The following is a 25487-nucleotide window of genomic DNA, read 5'->3' as shown; positions in this document are numbered from 1 at the left end:
CAATCAATATGAAAAAAAATTTACTGTTCCTGCTGATAGTTACTTGTTGTATAACCGCCAATGCGCAACAATATAAGAAGCTGCATTTTGATGCCATCCTTATTGACACGCACAATGATATCCCTTCTACCGCCATTGAAAAAGGGGTAAGCTTTGACCAGGACTTAGGCGCCAAAACAAATTCTGATTTGCATCGTATGCAGCAGGGAGGTGTGGATGCACAGGTATTTTCTATCTGGTGTGACGGCAATAAGCCCAACCCGTATGCATGGGCCAACAGGGAGATGGATACGGTGATGGCATGGACCAACCGCAATCCGAAAGAAATGATGCAGGCCTTTACAACAGCGGATATTATGAAAGCTGTACAACAAAAAAAATTAGCTGTTTTGTTTGGGGTAGAAGGTGGCCACATGATAGAAAACGATTTGAACAAACTGGATAAATTGTATAAAAGAGGAGCCAGGTACATGACGCTTACCTGGAACAACTCCACAGATTGGGCCACTTCCGCACTGGATGAAACTACCAAAGCCGATTCGCTGAAACACAAGGGCCTGACAAATTTTGGAAAGCAGGTAGTACAACGGATGAATACGTTAGGCATGATGGTAGATTTATCGCATGTAGGAGAACAAACATTTTGGGATGCAATTCATACTACCAGCAAACCGGTGATTGTTTCGCACAGTTGTGTGTATGCGCTTTGCCCGTTTAGAAGAAATTTAAAAGACGACCAGATAAAAGCGGTTGGCAAAAACGGCGGTGTAATTCATGTAAATTTTTACTCTGGATTTTTAGACAGTATGTATGAACGGCGTACAGAATTATTTAATGCGCAGCACAAAACAGAAATAGATTCTCTGTTAAAAATAAATCCTGAGCCATACTTTGCTGATAAATTTATGTTTGAAAAATATCCTGCAGAAGTAGTAGCTATGAGGCCCCCACTCTCTTTACTTATAGACCATATTGACTACATTGTAAAAATGATCGGCGTTGATCATGTAGGGCTAGGCAGCGATTTTGACGGGGTAAACAGTTTACCGCAACAGTTAGATGATGTTACCACTTATCCGCTTATCACCAAGGCTTTGCTGGAAAGAGGCTACAGTGAAAAAGATATCAGAAAAATATTAGGAGGTAATTTTTTACGGATTTTGAAAGCAAATTCGCAATAGTCAATTAGCTTTCCTTCACCTCTAATTTGTTTTATTTCCATCGTAGCGTATTCTTTTATCGCAGCTATATAAAAGTATGATAGTCTTTACAGGGTGACTGCGCCCGTTACTAATTTATCACTTAACCTGGCAGCCTTGTTAACGTAATGCAGGATGAAGGAAGCATTTGAATGCAGGAATTATCTTCTGTTTTCATGATTGCTGTAACCCTGCCTTATCATTTATAGAACTCCACATCACAGGATATAAATTAAATGAAAAACTTCCTCCAAACGCATGGAATACTTGTGAAAGTTTAGGCGAGGCTTTGGCGAGGAAGATGAAAAAGGCTATTAAAAAGGATCAAATGTCTGGAAAGCTTAGTCTGGAAAAAGATAAGTGCATTGAAGTGTTGCAAAAGTTCAGAAGAAAATGAACGTAAGAGAATTACCTAAAATTGAATTGCGATGCAACAGCAGTTTCTTTAAGAAAGTAACGTAACCAGTTACACATAAAAAACTTATTCACCGGTGGGATAAAGCAACAAAATAATTTCATCCATTTTATATTGTTTTGATAGCGCTTCAGTTGAACTAAACGTTCAGCTTTGTTTTTGTAAATACCATGCTATAAAGTGTTTTCAGGTATTTGTATTTCACCTTTTTATTTTAATAAATGGTAAATTGAAACGCATTCCCAATTTAAGACAAGTAACTAATGGAAGTTTAAAGACTTTGTATATCTCACGGTAACTACTTCAGCACTAGAAGACAAAGGAAATAAGGCAGTGTAAAATAAGGAGTAACTGCGCTATCGGAACAAATAAAAAGCGTGGCCCTTTAAATTAAAATTGCAAACCTATTTACTGGTTTGCTATTGTTGCTCAATCGTCCGTACCTGTGTTACCATCAATGTTTATAATAATTCCGCTGCAGAGGTCATTGATGTCATTGTCCCTTTCCACTTTCAATTCATGTACTGTTCTCCTTCGTTCTTTCCTTGTCAGACTTTTATCATGTCTGGCCGACCATATCTTATCGGCATAATCATTTTTTATATCCTGTGTCTGCAGGGTCATTTTTGAAGGCCTGTTATAACCATTGCCATAAGGATGATAAAAATTAGGATAGAAAGCCCCGAGACCCAAGCCATAATATGGATAGAATCCGCCACTAACAATAACCCTGGGCGCATAGTGTCCACCGCCACGGCTAAAATGCTGCGCAGATACTGAACCTGCCAGCAGTAATGAAAACATCACAATTAATAACTTTTTCATAAATACTCCTTTTTGTTTGATATTATAGACGCAAAAAATGGGTAAAAGGCACAATCAAATCCGGCGAATAACCATTCAATAACAAAAGAGTAAAGAGACAGCTAAAAATAAAATAACTGCTTGTTAATATTTAGAAAAATTAACTAAAAATTGAACAATGTATAAATCTCCAGTTCGGCTTTTTGGGGAGTTAAGTAAATGATTTCGATGTTAACGTAGAAGCATTTTATTCAATCCTTCCTTTTCAAATAAAATACGACCCAGTTTTAAATCGCTCCAGCCTTCTTTTAATTTATAGGTAAATGCAGGGATATTATCCGTCAGGTTGCATTCAATAAAACAGGTGGATATTTTATTGGTTTTAATCTCGTCCATTTCTTTCAACTGGTGAAGATGAGTGGAGATAAAAAATAATGAATGGGGGAAATGAAGAAGCCCCTTTATGGTGGCAGCACTTATTTCCAGGGCATCTTCAATATTAGTACCCCTGAATAACTCATCAAAAACAGCAAAACATTTCCCATCGTTTTGGGCTTCATTAAGCACATTTTTTAGCGTAATAATTTCCGACATAAAATGACTGTAACCACTTACGATGCTATCGGTAAGATTAATGGCTACAGAGATGGTACTAAAAAAAGGCGTCACCGCTTTTGTAGCGGGTACAGCAAGACCAACATGCGCAAGATAAACACACAAACTTATTGCTTTTAGTAAGGTAGATTTACCAGACATATTTGGACCTGTTAAAAGAATAATATTTTGCTGTGCAGTAAGATTATTTTTTACAGGATTTTTTAGCACCGGGTGATAAAAACCTTGCAGCGAAAAATGGGCATCATCAAAAGCTGGAAATACAAAGCCATGTGTGGCAATACCTGTGCTGATGGAAAGATAGGCTTCAAATAAAAACCAGCGCTTCCAGAAAGCGGCGGCTTCACCATTACCAATTTTTTCTGTAATAATCATCATCAGTTCAACCATGTGACTGATGCGGAATTTATTTTTATTAAAAGCTGTTTCATAACGCTCCAGGTTAAACCCCGCAAAAAAATATTTCATCTCCGCCAGTTCCGCTGCATATTCTGCCGGAAACAAACTGGTATCAATCTTACAGATATAAGTGGTATTTATTTTATAAAAAAGGCGAACCAGCAATATCAGCTTTCCTCTTTTTTGCTGCTTTTCTTTTTCAGAAAACATAAACCGCCACCTCAATTTTTGGGTTGTCACCGAACCAACAAAAATCGTTTCCAAAAAATCGTATATCTCCACTAAATTAAACCGGTAATAAGAATAGTCTTTTAATACTTCCCGGTTAGCGATAAACCCCTTTAACAAACGATGCCGCGATAGTATGGCTTCTGTTGATCCTAGAGGTATTTTGAGGATATCAATTACTTGCTTTCCTGAATATTTATTATAAGTAAAATCAAACAATGGCCTTATTTCATCTTCAACGTGTAAGTCTTGTGTGTTGATCATTTTTAAAAGCTATGAGCGTTATTTGAATGCAACAGCCAAAGTAGGAAAAAATAGCGATTCATAAAAAGGTAAAAATTTTAACCACCAGGTCGCGAAGACAAAAAGTAACACAAATTTTTAGTGAAACTTTGTGCCGTACTGCCTTTGTGGTTTAAAAATAAGATGGCGGCATCAACTGCCCTTAAATATCTTCTCCATTAGCTGAAACAGCTCCGGATGTTTTTCCGAAAACAGATCGGGCCGTTCAAAAAAATACTCAGAAGCCACCGCAAAAAATTCAGATTCATTGGTGGCGCCATAAGGGTTTATATCAGAATCTTTTTCTTTGATTCGGTTAATTTCGCTGTGCATTAGTTGCAGCCACGGTACAATATATTTTTTATCAACCAGTGACGCCGGCACCCCATCAATGTCGCCATCGGTTTTATCTATAAGATGCACAAACTCATGAATGGCGGTATTTTCCTTACCAGAAGTATTGGTGAATGCCTGTCGCAGTTCTTGCTGCGATAATATCATTACATGGTTCATAGCACCATTGCCAACCATTCCTAATATGGTTCGACCTGCGCCCTGCTGTTTGTATTCATCATCAAAAGAATCCGGATAAAGTAATACCTCGTGCAGATTAAAATATTCCCAGCCTTTAAAATTAAAAACAGGAATAATGGCACTTGCTGCAATGTAGATGCGATCAATATCTTCCACGATTGTTTTAACACCGGTAATTTTTATCTGTGCCAGAAATCGCAACATCCTTTGCTGAAATTGTATTTGTTGCGGCGGTAAAAGTTGCTGATAAAAGGGAACCTGTTCTGTAAGAATTTTCTTCAAACCAGGTGGTGCATCAACGGGAACAATTGTTTTCTTTTTAAACAATTTTATTGCAGCAAAAAAAAGTATCAACACAAAAATAATAAGACTTACAGTTTCCATGGCAGGTTAAAATTAAGCATCTTTTTTAGCACTCAATTGAATCAGTAATAAGTACCCTTATATTATGTTAACAAAAATTAATACAGAATGTTACTGAAACCTTTTAATAATACAATTGATGGCTGGACTGAAGCGCCGGAAAATTATTTCTCACCAGATTTGGTGCCATCTTTCGCAACGAGCTTGTCTCGGGGGTAATTACTTACCCATCCTGCAGATGGCACAAACTATTACTGCGAACCGATAAATTTGTTTAACCACCATTGACTATGTTAGTAAGGAAGCGGGTACTTTTGCTAAAACATTATTTTTAAAAAATGTCGTTCAGGATGAAATGAGTGAAGGAGTTTACACGAATTCACCTATTTCCCTACCTGGAGATGAGGATCAATTAATGCATAGTTTAATACAATAAAAAAGGGGAAATTATTCATGTTGCGAAGTTGATTTCAACAAGTACGTTTAAAGGCACAACAATGAAACCGCAACTAAATTATTTAAGTGCCGGTGAATAGTTCCGGTTTGCTGAAATACATTTTCGGTTAAAGAAAAGAATAGATAATTTTTTGAAAATCGATTACCTAAAATAGTTTTTCCATCATAACATCTGCGGTAATGTAATGTGTGCTGGTAACCGGTACATGACGAAAACCATATTTCTCATACAACGACAGCGCTTTGCGGAGTTGACTATTTGAAAGAAGAAATATTCTTTGTACATTTTTATTTACTGCCTCAGCCAGGCATCTTTCCAATAATAATTTACTGATACCTCTGCCCTGGAATGCAGTATGCACCGACATTTTAGCCAATTCATATTCTTGCGGAGCTTCGGGTATCAAGGCACAGGAACCCACAATTTTATCCTGACTCTTTGCCAGAAAAATACAGCCGCCGATTGCTAATATTTCTTTTTCGGGATTATTCAGAACGATTAAATCTGCTTCCTCCGTCAGTGAATATTTATCTAGCCATTCCAGGTTAAGCCGCTTAAAGTCAGCAGCGTATTGTTGTTCATATTCAATGATCGATACTTCCATTTTACATTTAATTATTCGGCAAACATAAAACTTTAAAGTTGATCAACAAGTTACGGCTGGCAGCAGTGATACTATTTCCGTGTCCTTGTCACCTATCTTTAAATTAAAGCGAAAAAAGGAAACTTATACATTGATAGGAAAATATATTTTTTTAATCAACAAGATAATACTGAGGACCATTTGTATTTTATGGAAAGATAAACTGTACTTTGCCATTCATCGTTGTCCCAGTATTCAAACGATCATAAACAAAATCCACTTACCGATTTTTTTATTTATCAAGTTATTTCAAATGGAAAAGTATGCACAACAACAGTATCTACTTAACCTTTTTATCAGGGTCGGCACCCTGTTAAATTCTTACAGATTAGTTGGGCTGATCTTGGCAAACAAACTTATGGGTTCAGTGCTTTGCATAGGCCAATAAGTGAAGCAGGTTTCTGGTTACGCAAACAGCATAATTAGGTAAAAAATATTATAATAAAAGAAGGGCTGCCATTTGCAGGCAGCCCCAAATAAATATCTTTTTAATTAAATGGCTGCAGCGCCGGCTTCTGCAACTGTATGATCGTTTTCAACTGAACTTCCGCTTACGCCGATAGCTCCAATTACTTCCCCCTCCGCATTTTTTACCGGAATACCTCCCGGAAAACTGATTAGGCCGCCATTGCTATGTTCAATATTATACAAAGATCCGCCGGGCTGGGAAAGACTTCCGATCACGCCACTGTTCATGTCGAAAAAGCGGGCTGTTTTAGCTTTTTTAAGGGAGATGTCCGCAGAACCAAGCCATGCACCGTTCATACGTACAAAAGCTAAAATATTAGCACCTGCATCCACTATGCAGATATTCATTTTTACGTCCATTTCAATTGCTTTTGCTTTTGCGGCTGCAATCATTTTTTCTGCCTGTTCTAATGTAATATTCATAATTTATTATTTTAATTTTATTAGTTCAATATAGTCGAGGTAACAAAACATAAAAAGAAATGTTTACTTATAACGCTCAAATAGTTATGAAAAAAGTTCATTTATAAATGCAACGCAGGCAATGAAGCCAGCCAAAAACAACCGGACAACTATCTTGCATCAACCTCTCTCGGCGTTAGACCAAATTCATTTTTAAATGCAGCACGAAAATTCGAGAGATTTTTATAGCCAAGTTCAAGGTACATTTCAGAAGGTTTTTGTTTGCGCTGTTGCAATAATTCCTTTGCTTTTGCGAGGCGCTTTTTCTGTAAAAATTTATTAGGATTTTCATTATACTCTTTTATAAAACATTTTTTAAAAGTAGATAAACTCATCTTACATAAAAAAGCAATCCCTTCAATTTTTAAATAAGTGCAGATATTATTTTCAATCGTTTTTTAAAGATAGAATTATTTTCAACTTTAATAAGAGCGTACAAATATTGAATAAAAGGCTGGCCATATTTACCAGCCAGGTAAAGCATAATTTCCTCAAATTTTACAGCCATTAAATACTGTCAAAGAGCAGGTGAAAGTTTTTTTACTGCCGAAAGCGAAGCTATAAACCGGTTAATGTATTCGTCATTTGCCATTACAAAAAAGGAGTATCTTTTTTGGCTGGTTTAATGATCAACTCAAAACTGATGGCATGTTTTTGCAAAAAAAATTCCAGTACTTTTTGAGAAAAAAATAGTTTGCAGTAATACACCTGTTTGTTGTTTAACAATTTAGTAAACAGGCAGTTGCCGCATTTTATCAGGATAGATTGCTTTTCATTTACCGCAACAGAAACAACGGCAAAATGCACATGCTTTTGACCGGTTTGCAAAAAGCTGAACATATTTACACCAAGGTTTGCTTTGTTCTTTACTGTGGCCACGGTCATTCTGTAATCATACACAAACAAATCGGGCAGTGATTTATTTTTTGTAATAAAAATTTCAGGAATATTCTGAATAGGCATTTTGTATAATTGAATCAATATTTTATACTGTAAAATTAAATTATTACGCTGCGGGCTTTTCTGTATTATATTGCCTTTAATTATTTATTATAGTAGATAGCTACTGCCTTTTGGTAATATCCAGCAGTTTACCGTCCTATGCAATATTCAGCAATACAATGCATACCTTATAAACAGTTACACCGACAATATTGTTAATAAAACCCTTTACACCATCGTTATGTCTAACTCTTCTTTATCTCCCTGGCTATATATGAACCGTCCGTAACCAATTATTTTTGTCGGTATATATGCTTTTTGCGGCTGTACTTTCAACGCAAAAAAATTATGCTCCAATGCTTTATGCCAGAGATACCGATTACTGATAGTAGAATATATAACACCTGCCGAAAATGAAAATAACGTAACTAAAATGAGTACCGTCAGCGTTACTTTATTGTTCGGTTTAAACAGCCAATTGTTTTTACATTGATTGTACAACATAAGATAGAAACAAACCTAACCGCTAGATTTATTTTTTTATCCATTTATAAATCTTAGAAAATAAAACCTTCCGGATAGCTTGTTGAAGATTAATTTATTATTTCAATATTTTATTAAGTTCTTCCATAATAGTGGGTCGGTGCGGATTGACAGAAAATTGCAATCTCAGTTTTTGGATAATTGTTATCACTTTTTCGTTTCCTGCAGGAATGCATTTTTTTATTAATTTTATTTTACCCGCTAAATCCTGATACGCTGATTCAGGCGGGTATAACAACGGGCTTACTTTTATGATATAGAAAAATCGCCAGATGAGGTTACCCGGCAATGCTTATGATTGTCCAATAGCTTGCGTGTATAAACTTGCCCTACATAAAACTATTATTAAACAGGGGTACAACAGATAATTTCGTTGCAATCGATAATATCAGCATTCGGTTTGTGTGAGTTATTTTTTAACGACTTCCTTCGCCAACTGCTCTCTCATTCCATCAATTTTTTCTTTATATAACATGGCTGTTTTATCTGTTGAAAGCGTCAGCATATCGGCAATAATTTCAAAATTTTCCAGCTCCGCATTTTTCTTTCCCAACGAGCCTGCACTTTTCCAGATGCGGCGGTATTTATCTTCCACCCGCATCCAGTTTTCATTTTTTTGCGCTTCTGTTTTCTCTAAAAATAACAGCGATAAGTCATAAGACGCTTCATCAATTAAAACCCAATAGTCCATGTTGCGATAAGGCAAGGCCATCGCCTTTTTTTTGTCTGCAATATCTTTTAATATCTGTGCTTTTGATAATTCTCCATATTTCATTTGTTTGGCAGCTGTATTTTCTATCAAAAATAAAATGCTGCTAAAAACCAACATGTGATTATAAGCGTAGGAAGCATTTTTATTGATGGCAAGGGCATCTGTATAATATTGTATTGCTTCTTTATAAGCAGCCAATTTCCCTTTTGTATCTTTTGTTATTAATCCTTTTCTTTTACTGGCGCTTGCCTGCAATACTTTTCTTTCGGCAGTAGGATTAATTTTTAAGAGTTCATTCAATTCGCCGATTACATTATTGAGTTTTACAATTAGTTCAGGCGCTTTGGTTCCTGCTTTAAAATCTTCCACATATTTTTTACACCGGGCATTACAATACTTTTCAAGCGATGACACAGAAAATACAGCATTCTCCGCGCTTTTTAGGGTTTCAAATTTGTCAATTGCAAGCTGGTATTCGGCCAGTTCAAAATAAATGGCTGCCTCCGTTTCTGTAATTTCTGAACTTTGAATATCTGCTTTATCTTTTGCGGTGGAGATGATTGCAAGCCGGTCAATGATTTCTTTCCAGCTGGTATTTTTTATATCCAGGCTATTTTTCAGGTTAAGCAAATCAATCTCTACTTCACGGGCAATTAAATAATATGGAACACTATATTTTTTACCGGACACCCGTATTTTTAATTTGTAAAAAGGATCGCCATAACATTGATAAGCGCCCCAGGTATTATTGCTGAGCCGATACTTTTCATAGATGTTGCTTCTTGCTTCTTTTACTGCATCACCAAAACTATAACCCGCAAACATTCGGGCATAAAAAATTTGGGCAAAATCAAGGGCTGCATCATCATTTACAGCCCAGCCTGCTGCTATCACTGCTTTTACGCCAATGCGGATTAGCTCGGTACCAATGTTGGCGGCAAGCTTATACCGTTGCTCAAAATATTTTTCATCAATACCACTTGTTTTACCAAGATGGCAGCAATTTACAAAAACCAGTTCGGGTATGCTGCTCATTTGCTCTATATCAAATGTGGTTAAAAACTTTCCGTCGCCAATTACCATTCCCGATTGCCTGGGTGATGCAGGATTAAAAGCACCGTGCCCTGCCAGGTGAATAATTTTATAATCATCACAAAAAAAGCTGCTAATAATATCAGCGGCGCCCGTATTGATGAGCGACGTTTTGGTATAGCCGTTATTAGACAACACAGTTTCTACCGCTTTTGCTTCTTTTGCCGCACCGGGCAATTGGTTTACAAAGCCATTCAGCAAAGGGTCGCCAATAATCAGGGCTTTTTCACCGGCTACTCTTTTTATGTTTATCCGGTAATCTGCGGTTGCCAGCTGACGGACCATTCCAGCATCTACACAAAGGGGCTTTGCATTGGTTGTACTATCCTGCAGCAGTTCCCAGGGATAGGCTGCCGTGTCTGTATCCAATACCCAGCTAATATTTCCTTTCTTTTTTAAGCGGTCTTTAAATTCATTGGGTACCATTAATTCAAAAATTGTTTTTGCTGCACAGGCGCTCCAGTTATTTTGTGTGGATACCTGTTCAATAAAAAGATCAATCAACGGTGTACTGCTGTATAGTTCCCTTTCTTCTTCCCTGGCATCGCCGGTAGTTGCACTAAATAAAAGGCTTTGTACATCTTCCGATCCTTCTTTTACTTTTTTAAGTTTTACCGTAATTCTGTTCCACCATTCGTCTGACGGGTCTGTTATTAAACGGGTTTTGGAACCAAAAAGGATTTTTATTTTTTTACTTCCTATCCGTACATTGAAGGCCTTATTATCCTTGCTTTCTAATTTACTGATGGCATACATACAGCTCAATGCCCTGTCTTCAAACAATTCGATAAATTCAATGTGCTGAATAGTTTTAACAGTAGTTTTAAATACATCTGTTACTTTACTGTTGGCATTATTTACGCCTTCGATAATGGCATTGATGGAACTTTCAATAGAAAGACCGCCATATCCGCTGCCAATAATTAATGATGAAATACCAATTTCATGCTCGTTTTGCTGCTGGCCATTGTTGATGTGCAGCAGGTATTTTGCCACGCCCTGCTCCACTGTTTTTGTAAGCAGAAAAGCAGTTAAAGTACCAGGGTCACCGAGGCCGATAATGATGGCTCCGGCAAAATCATAATCGCCTGAATTGGTAGCTATTACTGAATTTGTACCTATTTCGCCGGGATATAACCCCAGCTTATGCCGTGCAGAAAGCATCCAGTTAAGGTTACAGTCAATTGATTTTTCTGCATATAAAATACCATCATTGTTAAAGTGGCCGGCCAGTACCGGAAAGGAAGCATACGACAAATCGCCATTGCTTACAGAAACTGCCACCGGCACCTGGCTGGCAATGGGTTCATGATCTTCGTGAATACCAAATACGGCATTTTCCATTCCTCTTTCCGACACATCAAAATTGTACACTTCGGGCATACGGAAAGTTTTTTCTTCGCCCCTTACCACGGGCCTTGCTGTGCTGAGCAGCGTGGTAGTGCCGCTATCTAATATTTCTTCTATGCCATCAAAAATGGCTGGTTCATTTGCCAGGGCGCCATGAGTGGCATCTACATAATAAACAGCTTTTTTTTCTATCAGTTGTGCTGGAATATTATTGTCCCATGTTACGCTTTGATCCCCCTCGCCTGTTACTAAAAAAACCAGTTCAGTACGTGGCGGGATATTGTCGTTGTAGTAACTGCAGGGAGTAGCTTTATCTTTACCAGCGATGTAAATCATGTTACTATAATCAATGCCATCTCTTTTGGCAATGATATTATCCCGGTACTTTTTAAATGTATCTAGGTCTGGTTTACCGGGCAATGGCCATCCACCGTCACCCAACGCAGACCGCATACTTTCCCAGGTGGCAGGCTCTGCAAAATCGTTGTCTTTATCTGTTGAAAGCGGCAGCAGACTAAGTATACCAGGGAATGCACAAAACATTTCGAGCAATTGTTTTTTGGTATGTACCCTGTCTAAAAAATTTAACGAGTTGATGATGGAATCCATTCCAAACAGTACCGTTAATATTCTGTATGAGCCACCCAGCGGCGAGCCCAGGTAGAGTATTTTAAATCCTTTTGATGCATTGAGCTGTTTCCAGGTGTCATCATAATTAATTATAAAATCACGAATCAGCAAACCACCCATTGAATGCCCGATCATTTTTATTGGCTGATTGAATTTGAGCAACTCTATAATTTTATCATTCAGCTCTTTTGCACAATCATTCAGTTGCCTGCGCCAGTCAAATGGATACACTACTACATCATATGTATAACTCAAACGGTCGGCTAATGATTTGTACGAAGTTTTTATGATGGAAGTGGCGGTGATGGTTTTATCATCTACATGCAACATATCAGTGAGGCCACCAAAAACTGCCCTGATATACGCCAGCCAGATTTTATCTCCATTGTGGGAAAGATTGGAACCCATAATGCCGGGCAATAAAATAACGATGGGCTTTTTACCAGAGGGAATATTTGGATAAGGCTCCAGTTCGCCGTGTTCAAACCCACGGACTTCTCCACGGTCACTTGCTGGTATTTCGTGCTGTGGCACTGCATTGTAGCCGGGAATAGGCTGACCATCGGCAGTTTTCAATGCAAACAAAACTGCTTCTCTTGTTTTATTGTTTAAAAAATATTTGATGTGATCCACCTCTGCACCCTGATCAAAAAAATACTGAATATTTCCTGTTCTGTTAGCACCAAGGTACATCGAATCGGTGTTTACTACCAGGTCGTTTCTTTGCCAGTAAAATAATTTACCGAGTATAACCAGCAGGCCTTTAAAGCTGATGCTTGTAGTGCCATTGCCAGAAATAATTGCCAGCGAACTGCCGTCAATGGCCATATCATCTGACCGGTCGTTTAAAATTTTTATAAACGGCGATTCAGGGCTTTGTGCTTCAAGGCCGGGTAATACACTTACATCATCTTTGGTTCGTATCACTTCTGCAATCAGTTGCTTTAAGATATCTGCATACGGGTTGGCCGTACCGCCCAGCAGGTTGAAAAATACATTTAAAATATGATCCAGTCTTTTTGAGGCAAGCCTGGTGCCCGCAGCAGGACATGCCACCCTGATAAACTTCTTTACCTTGATATTTCTATTTAAAAAAATACTGTTAAGTTGTTTGATACTGTCAATGTCATTTTGCCTGCCGGGTTCTTTTTTAAGCAGGTCAGTATTGATGGTGGAGAAACCATTTTTTTTATCCGCATACCTGCAAAGAATATCGCCGACAATACCACCTCTGGAATGACTGATGATGTGCAGATCTTCTGTATCCGGCAGTTCTTTTATCAGGTCTGTTACATTTTGTAAAGGACTTTTTGTAAGGGTACGATGCTGAAAGGCCAGTACATTGTCACCGTAAGTGTTAAAGATAAAACTCCACACTTCTGCTTGGGCCAATTCGATGAAAGCCCCGGCAGCACTGCTATTGGTGCCATGTATAAACAGCAGTACCGGTTTGTTGGGCGTAATTTTTGTAAAGGGAGTAAGGTTAAAACCGGTATCTACCTTATACAATCCTTCTGATCCACCGAGATGTTTATCTTCTAAAGTGGCTGCAATTTTTGCCACCCCATCGTCAATTGTCTTTTTTACAAAAACGTTTAAAATTTTTAAAGCAATGTCGCCAAAAATACCCCGGCCTATATCAACAGTTTTTAGTGTGTCTGGTATAACAAATGCATCTTCCACAGACCGGCTGGAATCTTCTGCATCCGGAAACAATTCGTGCAAGGTAGCACCATCGCACATCCAGGTAGTATCGTCCTCAAAAATAAATTCAAGCAACTTGTCATTGTCTGCAAGATCAATGATTTGTGTTTCTGCAATATCCCTGTTGCTGCCGCTTATTTTGTACGATGCAACAGGTGTTAGATTTGCTGTGGAAGCAGGCATAGCAAGTTGCTTTTCACCTTTAATAGAAAGCTTTTTTATTTTCATGTAAGGAGACTTTTATTTTAAAGAATAAAAAATTTATTTTGTTGTAACCGCTAAAAATCCTACAGTATAATTTAGCCAAACTATCACAGACGATACCTTTTAAAAAGGTGTGATGGCTGGTAAAATATACATATTACACATACAGCTTACCATTTTCAAACAGATTCTTTATATCAGCCACCATTTCTGAAACAGACTTTAACTGGTAATGAGGAAAGTCTTTAAAATTAATCCAGTTGCCACCCCATTCCAATTCGGGCAATTGCGGCAAAACCAGGGCGGGCAATGCCTGGTATTTACTGTCGGTACCGGTGTAATTGCCATTTTCAAACAGGCCAATATCCCAGGCTAAACCAAAATTGTGGTTACTTTGTCCGCCTTTAGCGTTGGTTACTTTTGGAAGTTTATTTCCATTTCTTCCCTGCTTGTACAATGCATCCTGTTCGGCATAAGTACGGGTACCGCTCAGAATGCGGACATCTTTACCTGCACCGGTTAAAATGGCAAGAAATTTTCTTGCAGCTATCTGCGCCTGTGGTATTAATGTAATGATATTGCTTTCACTTTTTGAATCCACCGCACCAAGTTCAGTTTTGATTGATTCACTTTTTTGGACAAAAGCAGCATCTGCCGCATTTGTTACTGGTCCCCAGCTTCCATCTAATACATCGTTGTAAAAACCATTGGCTTTTAAAAAGCGCTGGTAGAAAAGGACATCTTGTTTTAATAACTGGTAGCTCATGTTGGGTAGTTTATTTTTATTTATTAGAATTCGTTTATTGGTTTCATAATCTTCTATTTTAACTGCTGACACCTATTTTTGACGACAAATTTTACATTGAATATTTTTTTTAATAAATACCTCGTTTACAACGCTCCCTTTCTTCTGCTTCCTCCCCGCACAATTTATCTCCTGTTTCCAAACCCTGTTAAAAAGCTCAACGCTGCTATCAGATTTCCATCTTTAGTGGTTGTGCCATCAAAATTTCTACCAAACGAAAAGGTGAGTTTTTGATTTTGTAAAATGGCATAATCCGCGTTAAACACAATGCGCCACGATGGGTGAATGGTATTGGATGATAATACACTTCTGTAAACACCTTCAAGGCTGGCATTAAATTTTGACTGGGGTGTTGAATAAATATAGCGGCCACCAAAATCGAATGTGGTGATATTGCCGATATCATTTATGCCATTGTCTTTTGCAAATATTTTATCCGGGTTTTGCAGCAACCTCAGTAAAAGCAAGCCAGAGCCAACTTTTGCACTTGTATAACCAATGGTGGTCCAAACACCGGCATTATTTACTTTAGAATTACTGAAACGCCTTTTAATAAATTGAGCACTGATGCCACCTGCAATATCCCAGGTAAATCCAATGCGGGCAGTTTGAAATACAGAAGCCACTGATTTTATTTGCGTACTCAATTCATTCAGTTCTTCCGTATCAGATTTTTTATTCTGCAACAACATCATTCTTTTATTCAACTCCAGTTGAATTTGCTGGTACTCATTGCTGCGCATTATTTGTAGCACATCTGCAGATTTTTTTCCGGTCAGTGTATCTTTTAATCTATTGCGTAGACTAACTATCTCCCCCTCCTGTTCAATTTCAAGTTGTATTTTTTGCAATTTATCCACCCGTAAACTTTGTAAAATCTTTATTTTATTAAGCGACTCTTTTGTTTTATCGTCATATTCTCCCCGGATGAGAGAAAACTTAAATCCAATACCTGTATAAGTGCTGTTAGGAGTTAAGGTATTTTCTGTGGAATCTGTATTGCGAATGGCAAAAGACAAAACAAATGTTTGCTCAACAACACCTTTACCTATACTGTTTTCTAAGCCTGCTGTAGTAACATTTTGGGTATTTTTTTTGAATAACCAATAAGGAGCGATGTCAACGGCATAGTTAGAAGGAAGTGATGAAAAATTGGTGGTGGATTTTTGAAGCGAAAGCATAAATGCCGATACATCCGTGGGCTTATCAATATCACTTACTCCAATTCCTAATAAATTTGATGCAGGGGATGAAGGCGCTTTTAAAAGATCCAGTTTTACTCCCTCATCTCCTGTTTGTGCTGTTGCTTTAAAATGCATGACGTAAAAGAGTATACTTATAAGAAATATTTTTTTCATAGTTTTTAATTTTAAATCATTACGGTTTAAAAAACTCTATGCGGCATATATAATCAGCAGAGTCACCTTCCTGATCAACAGTTTTAGACAATGGAAAATCACTGTTTTCCTGACCGCCTTTTAAATGAATAGTAAGGCTGGTAAAATTTGTAACTTGGGAAGTATCTGCGATGGTTGCCACAATCCGTAATACTTTTCCCGCTATTTTTATATTGGTTCCTAAAGCTGTTTCACCAAAATCCCCTGCCAGGTTTTTTATGATGATTTTATCATCCAGCGTAATCGTCATATCGCTTGTTTGTCCTTGTGCTCCTGCATTTACTGAAAGAGTTACCTGTATATTTGATTCATTTGTTATGTACAAGGTATCAAGCGCTGTACTTTCTGCGGTTACGGCTCCTGAGAGTAATCCTGCTGTAACTGGGGCAGATGAAGCTGCTTTCACGGGTGCTTCTTTTGGGGGAGCTGTTTTCTTAATTGCATTTTTCACTGATTTCTCACTTACTTTTACAGGTGTTTTTTTAGCATCTTTTTTAATTCCTTTTTTTATAGTTGCCATAAAATATCTTTTTTTTGAAACGCCTTATCTAAATACCCTTTTGGCGTATGGGTTAGTTATACAATGACTATTAATCACAAAATATCTGAGTTCAATGTTTGCTAAAACAGCAACCACAAAAAAGATCATTTTTTGTGGTTGCCATATATCAGATACAACTTTTTGCTTTGTTGCTCCATTCCAGTTGCACATTGTAACCCGCTATCGTTTTAAATTTCCAGGCACAAATATCTCCTATTTCACCATTGGCATTATCGTACCATCCTGTTGGAGGCACAGGGTCTGTAATGGCTTCACAGAGCTCGTGAGAACTGGTGCCTGTTAAAGCATCCTGTACACTAAGACCGCCCAGGCAGCCTGCGCAGGAAGGGAAAGGCATGACCGCATAATATTTTTTGCCGCTCATGGCATCGTGATAGCCGCAGAAGGAAGTACAGGAACTGCTGCCACCCATGGTCACTTTCACGCCTTTATCCATATAAATAAAATAAAGGATATTGGCGTCCCATGGTGGCACTGTGCCCGCCGTGATCCAGCCCGTGAGCGTAGTGCGGATAAGCGAATCAGCGATGTGTGTTTTTGGTGCACCGGTGGTGATTGTTTTACTGCCCGTTAAACTTCCGGGTCCTATTGCTGAACCTGTAACGCTATACTCTGCCAACTGATCCAGTAAAGGGCTCGTAAGAATGGCCGTAAAAAAACTGTTAATGTTGGTTTTTAAAGAAATAAATGCTGCATTGGAAGACCAGTTTTTGCCCCAAAAAATAGTATATACTTTTACATTTTTAATAAGTGCACCGCCATTGTAAACCAGTTTGGGAGTTGCTGTTTGTGGGGGTAATGCCAGTAGTTCACTGTCTCCTGTTTTGGTGCTAAGTTCGCCCATTTTTATATCCATTTTTGGATTAAATAACGGAACCACCCTGATGGATTCTACAGAAGCTTTTGTTTTTATTGCAGCCCCCGAAGAAGCTTTTTTTTGTGTTGCCATACAGATTTTTTTATCGCCTACTCTTTAATCCCGTTTTCGGCTATCCCGGGTATATTAATTTATAAAATCAACTTACTTAACTATAATTGCGGTGAGGTATTAGCAAGCGTTTTTAAAAGGAATAGAGAGTGTTGATTGATTTGTGATTTGCCCGCAGCTATTTAGGAAAAACAGCGGTTTTTGCTGAATCTTTCTTAATAAAAATAGCTGCATAACATTACGCCATCATTCAAGAACACCATTATCCAAAGGCAAAAAATAATAAAAATGAAATGTATTTTAGGAGAGAAGCAGGGTAGGTATTTTACAGGTTTGGAGGTTATAAGATTAAATATAGAAACAATTTTTTTAGAATGCAAGAACTCCCCGTTATTATTTAATTTATACAATTGTACACTAAATAAATACAGTTTAGTAACCCTCCATATTGATAAATGATAACTGGAATGGAGTAACTTTAATTATCAGTTATCAATAAAATGGAAAAGACTATCATACTTCAATCTGTTATTACCTGCCCCGTTTGCGCACATAAACAAGAAGAGACCATGCCAACAGATGCCTGCCGCTATTTTTATGAATGCAGTAATTGTAAAACAATATTAAAACCACACAAAGGAGACTGCTGTGTTTTTTGCAGTTATGGTTCCAAAAAGTGCCCGCCAATACAAATGGGTACATCCTGCTGTTCTGAAGCCAACTGACTAATATAGCTATATTCAACAAACCTGCCCCGTCACTAATTGTTGCATTTTTGACACCTTGCCAGTTTTTGAACTGGTGAGCACGTGCCTATTACACAACGACTGGAAGAGCTATTGTCCGCCAAAGCGGGCATGCTGTTGGTAAGGTTTGTGCAGTGTTCAGGATGTTCCCCTAATAATGTTTCATGTAAGCCATGCAGCTAAAGTGCATAAATTGGCTGCCCTGGCGGTTTATACCAGTTCAATTATATTATTCCAGCATTCGGCATCCTTGTGCAATATACCGGGCAACCTGTTGAAATTGTATTTCTATCCGGGTTAAATACATTGGCTATTTCCGTAACCGGGCAGAAGGATAGCGCAATCTTTATAATCAATTTAAAATAGTCTATTTTGCGCCACCTTAAAACCTCTTATGCAATTATTCTCCGGCAATTCAGCCGCTTCAAAAAGACTACAATCACTCGATTTTATGCGGGGGTTTATCATGATTTTACTGGCGCTGGAAAGCACCGCCTTGTACGATCACTTATCAACGGCCACCGAGGGCAACTTTCTGCATGGGTTGATGCAGCAATTTTATCACCATCCCTGGCATGGGTTACGCTTTTGGGATTTAATACAACCCATGTTTATGTTTATGGCAGGCGTAGCCATGGGCTATTCCCTGCATAAACAAAAAGAACAAGGCATGGCCTGGAGTGCCTCTTTTTTAAAAACTTTAAAGCGCAGTGGCTTATTATTTTTCTGGGGCGTACTGGATTATTCCGTCCGACCTACCGGTTTATCTTTTGAATTGTGGGATGTACTGACCCAATTATCTTTCACCACCCTGGTAACCTTTTTTATTTTTCAATGGAGCAATACAGCACAAATTTTATTTTGTGTGGGCATCCTGTTATTGACGGAAGTACTATACCGATTTACAAATATTCCCGGTTTTGACCAACCCTTTACTGACCAGCATAATTTTGGCAATTATATGGACACTGTATTGATGAATAAAATTAATAAAGATGGCTGGGTGGCACTCAACTGTATCCCTACTTCGGTACATACAATTGCCGGTGCTTTGACTGGTAAGTTATTATTGAGTACAGAAAAAAACAAATTAAGATATATGGTTGGTGCCAGCCTTATTTGTTTGGCAGTTGGCTACGGCATCGACTTTGCGGGCATTACACCCATCATTAAACACACTGCTACCAGCACTTTTACACTTGCTTCGCTCGGTTGGGGGTTGGCTGCACTGTCGCTTTGTTACTGGTGGATAGATATTAAAGGCCATCATAAGAACCTGGATTTTTTTACAATTGTTGGTATGAATTCTCTTTTCATTTACCTGTTTTTTGAAATTGTTGGCGACCGCTGGTTTAGCAACTACTTCCGCACCATCACCGATGGACTGATGCAAATTATTCACGTACCCGAACTGTTGAGCAATATCATTTCATCTTTCTGCATTTTTGGCGTAGCGTGGGGACTGTGTTATTTTTTGTATAAAAAGAAAATATTTCTCAGGGTGTAAACATAGAAGTGAATTGTTCAATAAAACCGGTGATCTTAAATTTTAATGGGCAATAAATTAAATGGAAAGCAGGCCAATTGCATATCACTTCCGTACCAGCCATTTTTTTGTAGATGAAAATAACTTTCCTACAACATCAGTACTTTTCGACACTCGTCGTTGATGAGCCAAATAAAACATAAATGGCATTTAGTGGCAGGTAAATGGAAAAACCCGATTTAGCTGTTTGCCTACAAGTACTTACTTTCTACTGCTAAAAATGTGCGGCAGAATTAAATGAAAAACCAAATTATCATTTACAGCCATGGCATGGCAGGAAACGAGTATTTAAAAAAGATGGTTTTGCCAATAATGAAATAGCATTTGTTAGTTCCATTACAAGAAATTTTTCAGGCATTGCACACCTAAAATTAACAGAAGTAATAGATACCGAGTTATTCGATTACCGGGAATGTAAAAATATTTTAAAAATAAGAATGTTTGCATTTATTGCATCGTTATTTATATTGGGCATCAACCAAATTGGAGGAATTTTAAAAAATAACTATTAATATTACCAAAGCATTCATTGAACCATTAAAACAAAAAATTCCCCGAGAAGATTTTTGCTTTTTGAGTTGCTCGGCAGTTCAATCAACAAAAACGAACTGTTCGGCTTGCATAGTGGTAATAACATTATTAATAAAAAATACGGATATATCCTGTAAAAAAAATGATACAGTTTAGTTCAAAAATTTGATCCTAAAGTTATAAGTTAATCATTGCTGCCATCACTTCCTGCGGACTGATTGCATTTCCCATGGCGTTCACCTGGTGGAAGTAATTGTACCATCCTGCGCCCTCTACCATGCTTTCAAAATTTTTAACGCTGCCTATTTCAGGAAATGTCCAAACGGCGAAATAGTCATACTCAGCTTTACTAAACGTTGATGCTTCGTTATTTCCCCAACTCACAATCTGAACGCCACTTTCGAGTAACTGTTGTATAGCAGGGGCTAAAGCGGCAAGATAATTTCCCCTTTCTTCTTTGGATAAATCTATCCAGGCCTGCTTTGCTTTCCATAATTCAATGTAAGTAATCATTTGAGGTGTTTTTTGTTTGAGTATTGAATATATACTTTCTTTTTGTATTCAGGCAGCTATTTAATTTTATAAGACCAGAATAATTTGACGGCATACCTAAAACAATCTCAGTATAAAATACAAAATATTTATCAAGATTTCAGGACAATTATGCGCAAAAAATAAATCCCTAAAAAGCAAACGGGCAAGTTACTTTTTAGGGATTTAAAAGATCTTTTTATCTTATTTATTCACCACAAAATGATATTTACCCGAACCAACCTGTAACACAACATCGCCATCTTCGGTACCAATAATTTTTATATCTGCTACACCACTAATGGCTTTGCCGCCTTCTGTAATTAGGGTAGCGTTACTGGCAGGTATATAAATTGTTGCTGTTGTATTGGCAGGTATTTCAGCATCCAGTGAAATGCCGTTGGCTTCTACCTTCCAGCCTGCTGCCACAGTACCATAATAAGTTTGCAAAGAAGCCGAGGCATTGGTAAAACCTCCGCCAATATGCGGCTGTATTTTTATATGTTTATAGCCAACTCCATCTTCGTACGTGTCGAGCCCAACCATTTTTCTATACATCCAGTCGCCGATTGCACCGTAGGCATAATGGTTAAAAGAATTCATGCCGGGGGTTTGAAAAGTGCTGTCGGGTTTTTGTCCATCCCACCTTTCCCAAATGGTGGTTGCCCCCATTTTAACGGGATATAACCAGCTTGGGTAATCCTGTTGCAACAACAACGTATAGGCCACATCTGTATAGCCAAACCTGGTAAGTACTTCGCACAAATATGGCGTACCTAAAAAGCCCGTGGTTAAATGATTATCGTAGCTTTTTACATTATCGGCAAGTCTTGTTGCTGCCTGTGCACGCAGGCCTTCGGGCAACATGTCAAAATTTAATGCCAGCACATAAGCTGTTTGCGTACCGGAAACAAGGCGGCCACTGGGCGTAACATATTCTTTTAAAAAGGCAGCTTTTATTTTTTGCAATAAGTCAGTGTACATCGCTTCATCTGCACTGTTGTTTAATACCTTGGCAGTATTAATAAGCAACTGTACAGAATGAGCGTAAAAGCATTGTGCTATCAAATATTTATCAGTTACTGCGGCCCTTCCATCGTTGTCGTCATTTGGACGATAAAACAACCAGTCTCCAAAATGAAAACCGGAATTCCACAAATCATTTTTACTTGCATTGGTCATGTACTTTACCCAGGCCTTCATGCTGGGATATTGGGTTTCCAGCACTTTTTTATCGCCATAAGCCAAGTACATATTCCATGGAATAATGGTGGCTACGTCTGCCCAGCCGGCAGAGCCACCTGCATTGTGCCCCAGCACATTTGGTACTACAAAAGGTACGCTGCCATTGGGTTCCTGATCGGCAGCCACATCCTTTAACCATTTACTGAAAAAGTTATCTACGCCAAAATTAAAAGTAGCCGTTCTTGAAAATGCCTGAGCGTCACCGGTCCAGCCAAGGCGTTCATCCCGCTGCGGGCAATCGGTAGGCACATCTAAAAAGTTACCTCTTTGCCCCCATTGAATATTGTGCTGCAACTGGTTGATCAATGCATTGGAAGTTGTAAATGTTCCGGTTGGTTTCATATCGGAATACAGCGTTACTGCCGTAAAATTATCAGGGTTTATCTCACCGGGATAATTATCTAGTTTGATATAGCGGAAACCAAAAAAAGTAAAATGCGGCTCAAATATTTCTTCTGCGCCACCCTTTAAAATATAAGTGGCCGTTGCTTTTGCAGCCCGCAGATTTTCTGTGTAAAAATTGCCGGCCTTGTCCAATACTTCTGCATGTTTGATAACAATCTTATCGCCTGCATTTCCTTTCGCCTTTACCACAACCCAGCCAACTAAATTTTGGCCGAAGTCTAATACTTTTTCACCGGAAGGTGTAGTGATTAATTTTATTGGTTTAAACGTTTCATGTTTTTTAACCAGCTCATTTTCTGTAGCGGTTAAATTATCAAAATCAGTACTCAGCAGATTTACACCTTTCCACGCAGCATCATTGTAACCAGCCGAAGACCATCCGCTTTTTTCGTCTCTTGCATCATACCTTTCTCCGTTATAAATCTCAACTGATTTAATAGCGCTGTTGGCTGATTTCCATTTTTCATCCGTTACAATTATTTCAGTTGAACCATCGCTGTATACTATGTTTATCTGCGCCAGCAGGCCAAGTTTTTTACCATAGATATTTTTATTGTCACTCCATGCCAGGTAACCCCGGTACCAGCCATTGCCCACCGTGGCACCGATAGCATTGTTGCCACTTATCAGCATGCGGGTTACATCGAATACCTGATATTGAAGTCGTTTATTATAACTCGTCCAGCCAGGCGTTAAATAGGCGTCTCCTACCCTTTTCCCATTTAGCTGCACTTCGTACATACCATGCGCCGTAATATATAAGTTGGCCGATTTAATTTTTTTTGATGCATTAAACTGATGACGGAATAAAATGCCCGGCCGGTTAATGGAATCTTCAGTGAAGCCTGCTTCTATCCACTTCGCTTTCCAATCGCTGGTGTTTAGAAAGCCTGTTTCAAAAAAAGCAGTTTCACTCCAGGCTGAAGCCTTGCCATCATTATCCCAAACTCTTATTGTCCAGGTATATTTATTATCACTTTTTAACGGAGTACCCGCATACACAACCTGCACAGACTGGTCGCTTCCAACTTTCCCTGTTTTCCACATGGTTCCTTTATTGCCTGATACTTTGATTTCGTAAGCTGTTTGTTTTGTATTTCTTTTATCTGACATTAACTGCCAGGTAAATCGTGGTTGTTGTACGCCAAGCCCAATGGGATTGGTACTATTTTCTGTTAGTAAATGTTGCACTTTAACCTGTGCAAAACTGATCAGTAAACATAACGGAAGGACAGTGGAAAGAATAACTTTTTTATTCATAGCAAGTATTATAATGATTGTTTAATTAAGGGTTCAATGTACAAGGTAAATCAATGGTGACTATCCTGTACTGTCATGGTCTGAAATAATTTTTACAAATTAAAATTATTCATACCCGCCTTCAATGGAAACACTTTCCCTTTCCATAGAAATCTGCCGGTTGTATTAACCGGCAAACTGATATCAATCGCCCATTTACCCGCCTCATTTTTATAACCCGTACTCACCATACCGTTGGGGTGTGGCATGTAGCCGCTGATATGTGTAATGTCGCCCAAATGCGGTTCGATCTTTATTTTGGCAAAGCCAGGCGCATCTGAATCAACACCAAGAATGGTTCTAAAAAACTCTATGTTGGGACTGCTGCCCCAGGCATGACAATCAGAACGGGTACCACTAACATCCGACATCTCTGCCCAGGTCGTCATCCCCAGATCAATATTTTCTTGCCATTTGCCAAGCCACTTTTTATAGTTGTTACCAAGCCCCGCTTTTATCAACGCCTGGTGCAGATAATATTTATAATAAATAGAAGCTTGCGCCATAAAAGTATCCGTTAATAAATGTTGAGCCAACGCTTTTGATTCTGTACCTGTTACCATGCCGGATAAAATAGCCAGTGAATTGGCATGTTGAGAAAACAGGTTTTTTTCTTCCGTATCTGCATACAACTGTTTTGTTTTATCCCAATATTTTTTTTGAATGGTCTGTTTTAATTGCGCTGCTTTTAATAAATATAATTTTGCAATATCCTTAAACCCAATAGCAGTTTCCATTTCGGCTGCCACCTGGTATGTCCACATCAATTGCAAATCCAGCACGGATGAATAGCCATCCTTGCCTATGGGCGCCACTCCATAGTCCCAACCCTTCCTGTTGTCAACCCAATCAGAAAATATCCAGTAGGGTACATTTTTTAAAGAACCATCTGCACCCTGATACCGTTGAAAAAAACTCAGCACCTGTCTTTCGCCGGGTAGTTTATCTTTTATAAAATTTGCGTCAGGGCGATACATCCAGTAATCATGCAGCATGCCGATCCACCACAATGAAAAAGTGGGTATCTCCTGATGCAAGTCTGTCGGATACCGGCTTAGAGTAATGCCTTCTGCAATGCGGCTATTATCCATCAGTGTTAAAGCATTTCTTACCAAGCGGTCGTCGTTGGTGTTATACAATGTAACAAGGGCCTGTATCCTGGCGTCGCCAATGTATTGCAATTGCTCGTAGTACGGGCAATCCATATATGTTTCCCAGGCACATAACCTGGCAGTACGCCAGCCAATCTCCAGCATTTTTTTATCAGTATCATTGCCTGATTCAAAACTTGTTTTTAACACAAATGGATAGCCAGTAAAGGTGCCGTAGATATCATCAATCACCAACGGTTCATCTTTGGTGGTTACTTTCAGTTGTATGTAACGATAGGTGCGCCAGGTTAAAGAAGTATATTGCTGATTACTGGTTCCATCGGCAAGAATACTG

General features: G+C 38.4%; 18 protein-coding genes. 3 read left to right on the top strand and 15 right to left on the bottom strand.

Annotated elements, in window-relative coordinates:
- Positions 1 to 8: 8 nt before the first annotated feature.
- Entirely contained in the window at positions 9 to 1181 is a 1173-nt protein-coding gene (locus H7254_RS12130; RefSeq protein ID WP_301933214.1) for a dipeptidase, read from the top strand.
- Between the two features lie 862 nt (positions 1182 to 2043).
- Here the strand turns inward: H7254_RS12130 and H7254_RS12125 are convergent.
- The 12 genes from H7254_RS12125 to H7254_RS12070 all read right to left on the bottom strand — a co-directional run bounded on the left by H7254_RS12125 (position 2044) and on the right by H7254_RS12070 (position 17759).
- Positions 2044 to 2439: a hypothetical protein gene (locus H7254_RS12125; protein ID WP_301933213.1), complete on the bottom strand. Its 396-nt coding sequence runs from the start codon at positions 2437 to 2439 to the stop codon at positions 2044 to 2046.
- A gap of 210 nt (positions 2440 to 2649) precedes the next feature.
- Positions 2650 to 3924: a hypothetical protein gene (locus H7254_RS12120; RefSeq protein ID WP_301933212.1), complete on the bottom strand. Its 1275-nt coding sequence runs from the start codon at positions 3922 to 3924 to the stop codon at positions 2650 to 2652.
- A 171-nt stretch (positions 3925 to 4095) separates the two neighbouring features.
- Positions 4096 to 4860, bottom strand: coding sequence for a zinc-dependent peptidase (locus H7254_RS12115; RefSeq protein WP_301933211.1), 765 nt, complete (start codon positions 4858 to 4860; stop codon positions 4096 to 4098).
- A 581-nt stretch (positions 4861 to 5441) separates the two neighbouring features.
- The gene (locus tag H7254_RS12110) at positions 5442 to 5900 is read right to left on the bottom strand and encodes a GNAT family N-acetyltransferase (RefSeq protein ID WP_301933210.1); all 459 of its coding nucleotides are present in this window, start codon (positions 5898 to 5900) and stop codon (positions 5442 to 5444) included.
- A 531-nt stretch (positions 5901 to 6431) separates the two neighbouring features.
- Positions 6432 to 6830 (bottom strand): heme-binding protein, encoded by a 399-nt coding sequence (locus H7254_RS12105; RefSeq protein WP_301933209.1) that lies wholly within the window; start codon positions 6828 to 6830, stop codon positions 6432 to 6434.
- 149 nt (positions 6831 to 6979) lie between these two features.
- Positions 6980 to 7249: an AraC family transcriptional regulator gene (locus tag H7254_RS12100; RefSeq protein WP_301933218.1), complete on the bottom strand. Its 270-nt coding sequence runs from the start codon at positions 7247 to 7249 to the stop codon at positions 6980 to 6982.
- 211 nt (positions 7250 to 7460) lie between these two features.
- Positions 7461 to 7832: a hypothetical protein gene (locus tag H7254_RS12095; RefSeq protein WP_301933208.1), complete on the bottom strand. Its 372-nt coding sequence runs from the start codon at positions 7830 to 7832 to the stop codon at positions 7461 to 7463.
- A 931-nt stretch (positions 7833 to 8763) separates the two neighbouring features.
- Positions 8764 to 14070 (bottom strand): CHAT domain-containing protein, encoded by a 5307-nt coding sequence (locus tag H7254_RS12090; protein ID WP_301933207.1) that lies wholly within the window; start codon positions 14068 to 14070, stop codon positions 8764 to 8766.
- Positions 14071 to 14203: 133 nt separating this feature from the next.
- Positions 14204 to 14884 carry a M15 family metallopeptidase gene (locus tag H7254_RS12085; RefSeq protein ID WP_301933206.1) on the bottom strand — a complete coding sequence of 227 codons (681 nt, stop codon included), beginning with the start codon at positions 14882 to 14884 and terminating at the stop codon, positions 14204 to 14206.
- Positions 14885 to 14976: 92 nt separating this feature from the next.
- Complete coding sequence (locus H7254_RS12080) at positions 14977 to 16209, bottom strand: hypothetical protein (RefSeq protein ID WP_301933205.1); 1233 nt, start codon at positions 16207 to 16209, stop codon at positions 14977 to 14979.
- A 19-nt stretch (positions 16210 to 16228) separates the two neighbouring features.
- Entirely contained in the window at positions 16229 to 16768 is a 540-nt protein-coding gene (locus H7254_RS12075) for a hypothetical protein (RefSeq protein WP_301933204.1), read from the bottom strand.
- Between the two features lie 148 nt (positions 16769 to 16916).
- Complete coding sequence (locus H7254_RS12070; protein WP_301933203.1) at positions 16917 to 17759, bottom strand: hypothetical protein; 843 nt, start codon at positions 17757 to 17759, stop codon at positions 16917 to 16919.
- A gap of 479 nt (positions 17760 to 18238) precedes the next feature.
- Here H7254_RS12070 and H7254_RS12065 point away from each other — a divergent pair, with 479 nt between their 5' ends.
- Positions 18239 to 18463 (top strand): GDCCVxC domain-containing (seleno)protein, encoded by a 225-nt coding sequence (locus tag H7254_RS12065; RefSeq protein ID WP_301933202.1) that lies wholly within the window; start codon positions 18239 to 18241, stop codon positions 18461 to 18463.
- 415 nt (positions 18464 to 18878) lie between these two features.
- A complete protein-coding gene (locus H7254_RS12060; RefSeq protein ID WP_301933201.1) occupies positions 18879 to 19991 on the top strand; it encodes an acyltransferase family protein in 1113 nt (370 codons plus the stop codon).
- 747 nt (positions 19992 to 20738) lie between these two features.
- Here H7254_RS12060 and H7254_RS12055 read toward each other — a convergent pair.
- The 3 genes from H7254_RS12055 to H7254_RS12045 form a co-directional block, all read right to left on the bottom strand.
- The gene (locus H7254_RS12055; RefSeq protein WP_301933200.1) at positions 20739 to 21074 is read right to left on the bottom strand and encodes a DUF6616 family protein; all 336 of its coding nucleotides are present in this window, start codon (positions 21072 to 21074) and stop codon (positions 20739 to 20741) included.
- Between the two features lie 222 nt (positions 21075 to 21296).
- Positions 21297 to 24002, bottom strand: coding sequence for an alpha-L-rhamnosidase (locus H7254_RS12050; RefSeq protein ID WP_301933199.1), 2706 nt, complete (start codon positions 24000 to 24002; stop codon positions 21297 to 21299).
- Positions 24003 to 24094: 92 nt separating this feature from the next.
- The coding region (locus tag H7254_RS12045; protein WP_301933198.1) for an alpha-L-rhamnosidase C-terminal domain-containing protein at positions 24095 to 25487 on the bottom strand (1393 nt) is incomplete at its 5' end.

Source organism: Ferruginibacter sp. (genome assembly GCF_014377975.1).
Lineage (GTDB): Bacteria > Bacteroidota > Bacteroidia > Chitinophagales > Chitinophagaceae > Ferruginibacter.
This window is presented reverse-complemented; position numbering and strand designations above follow the sequence as displayed.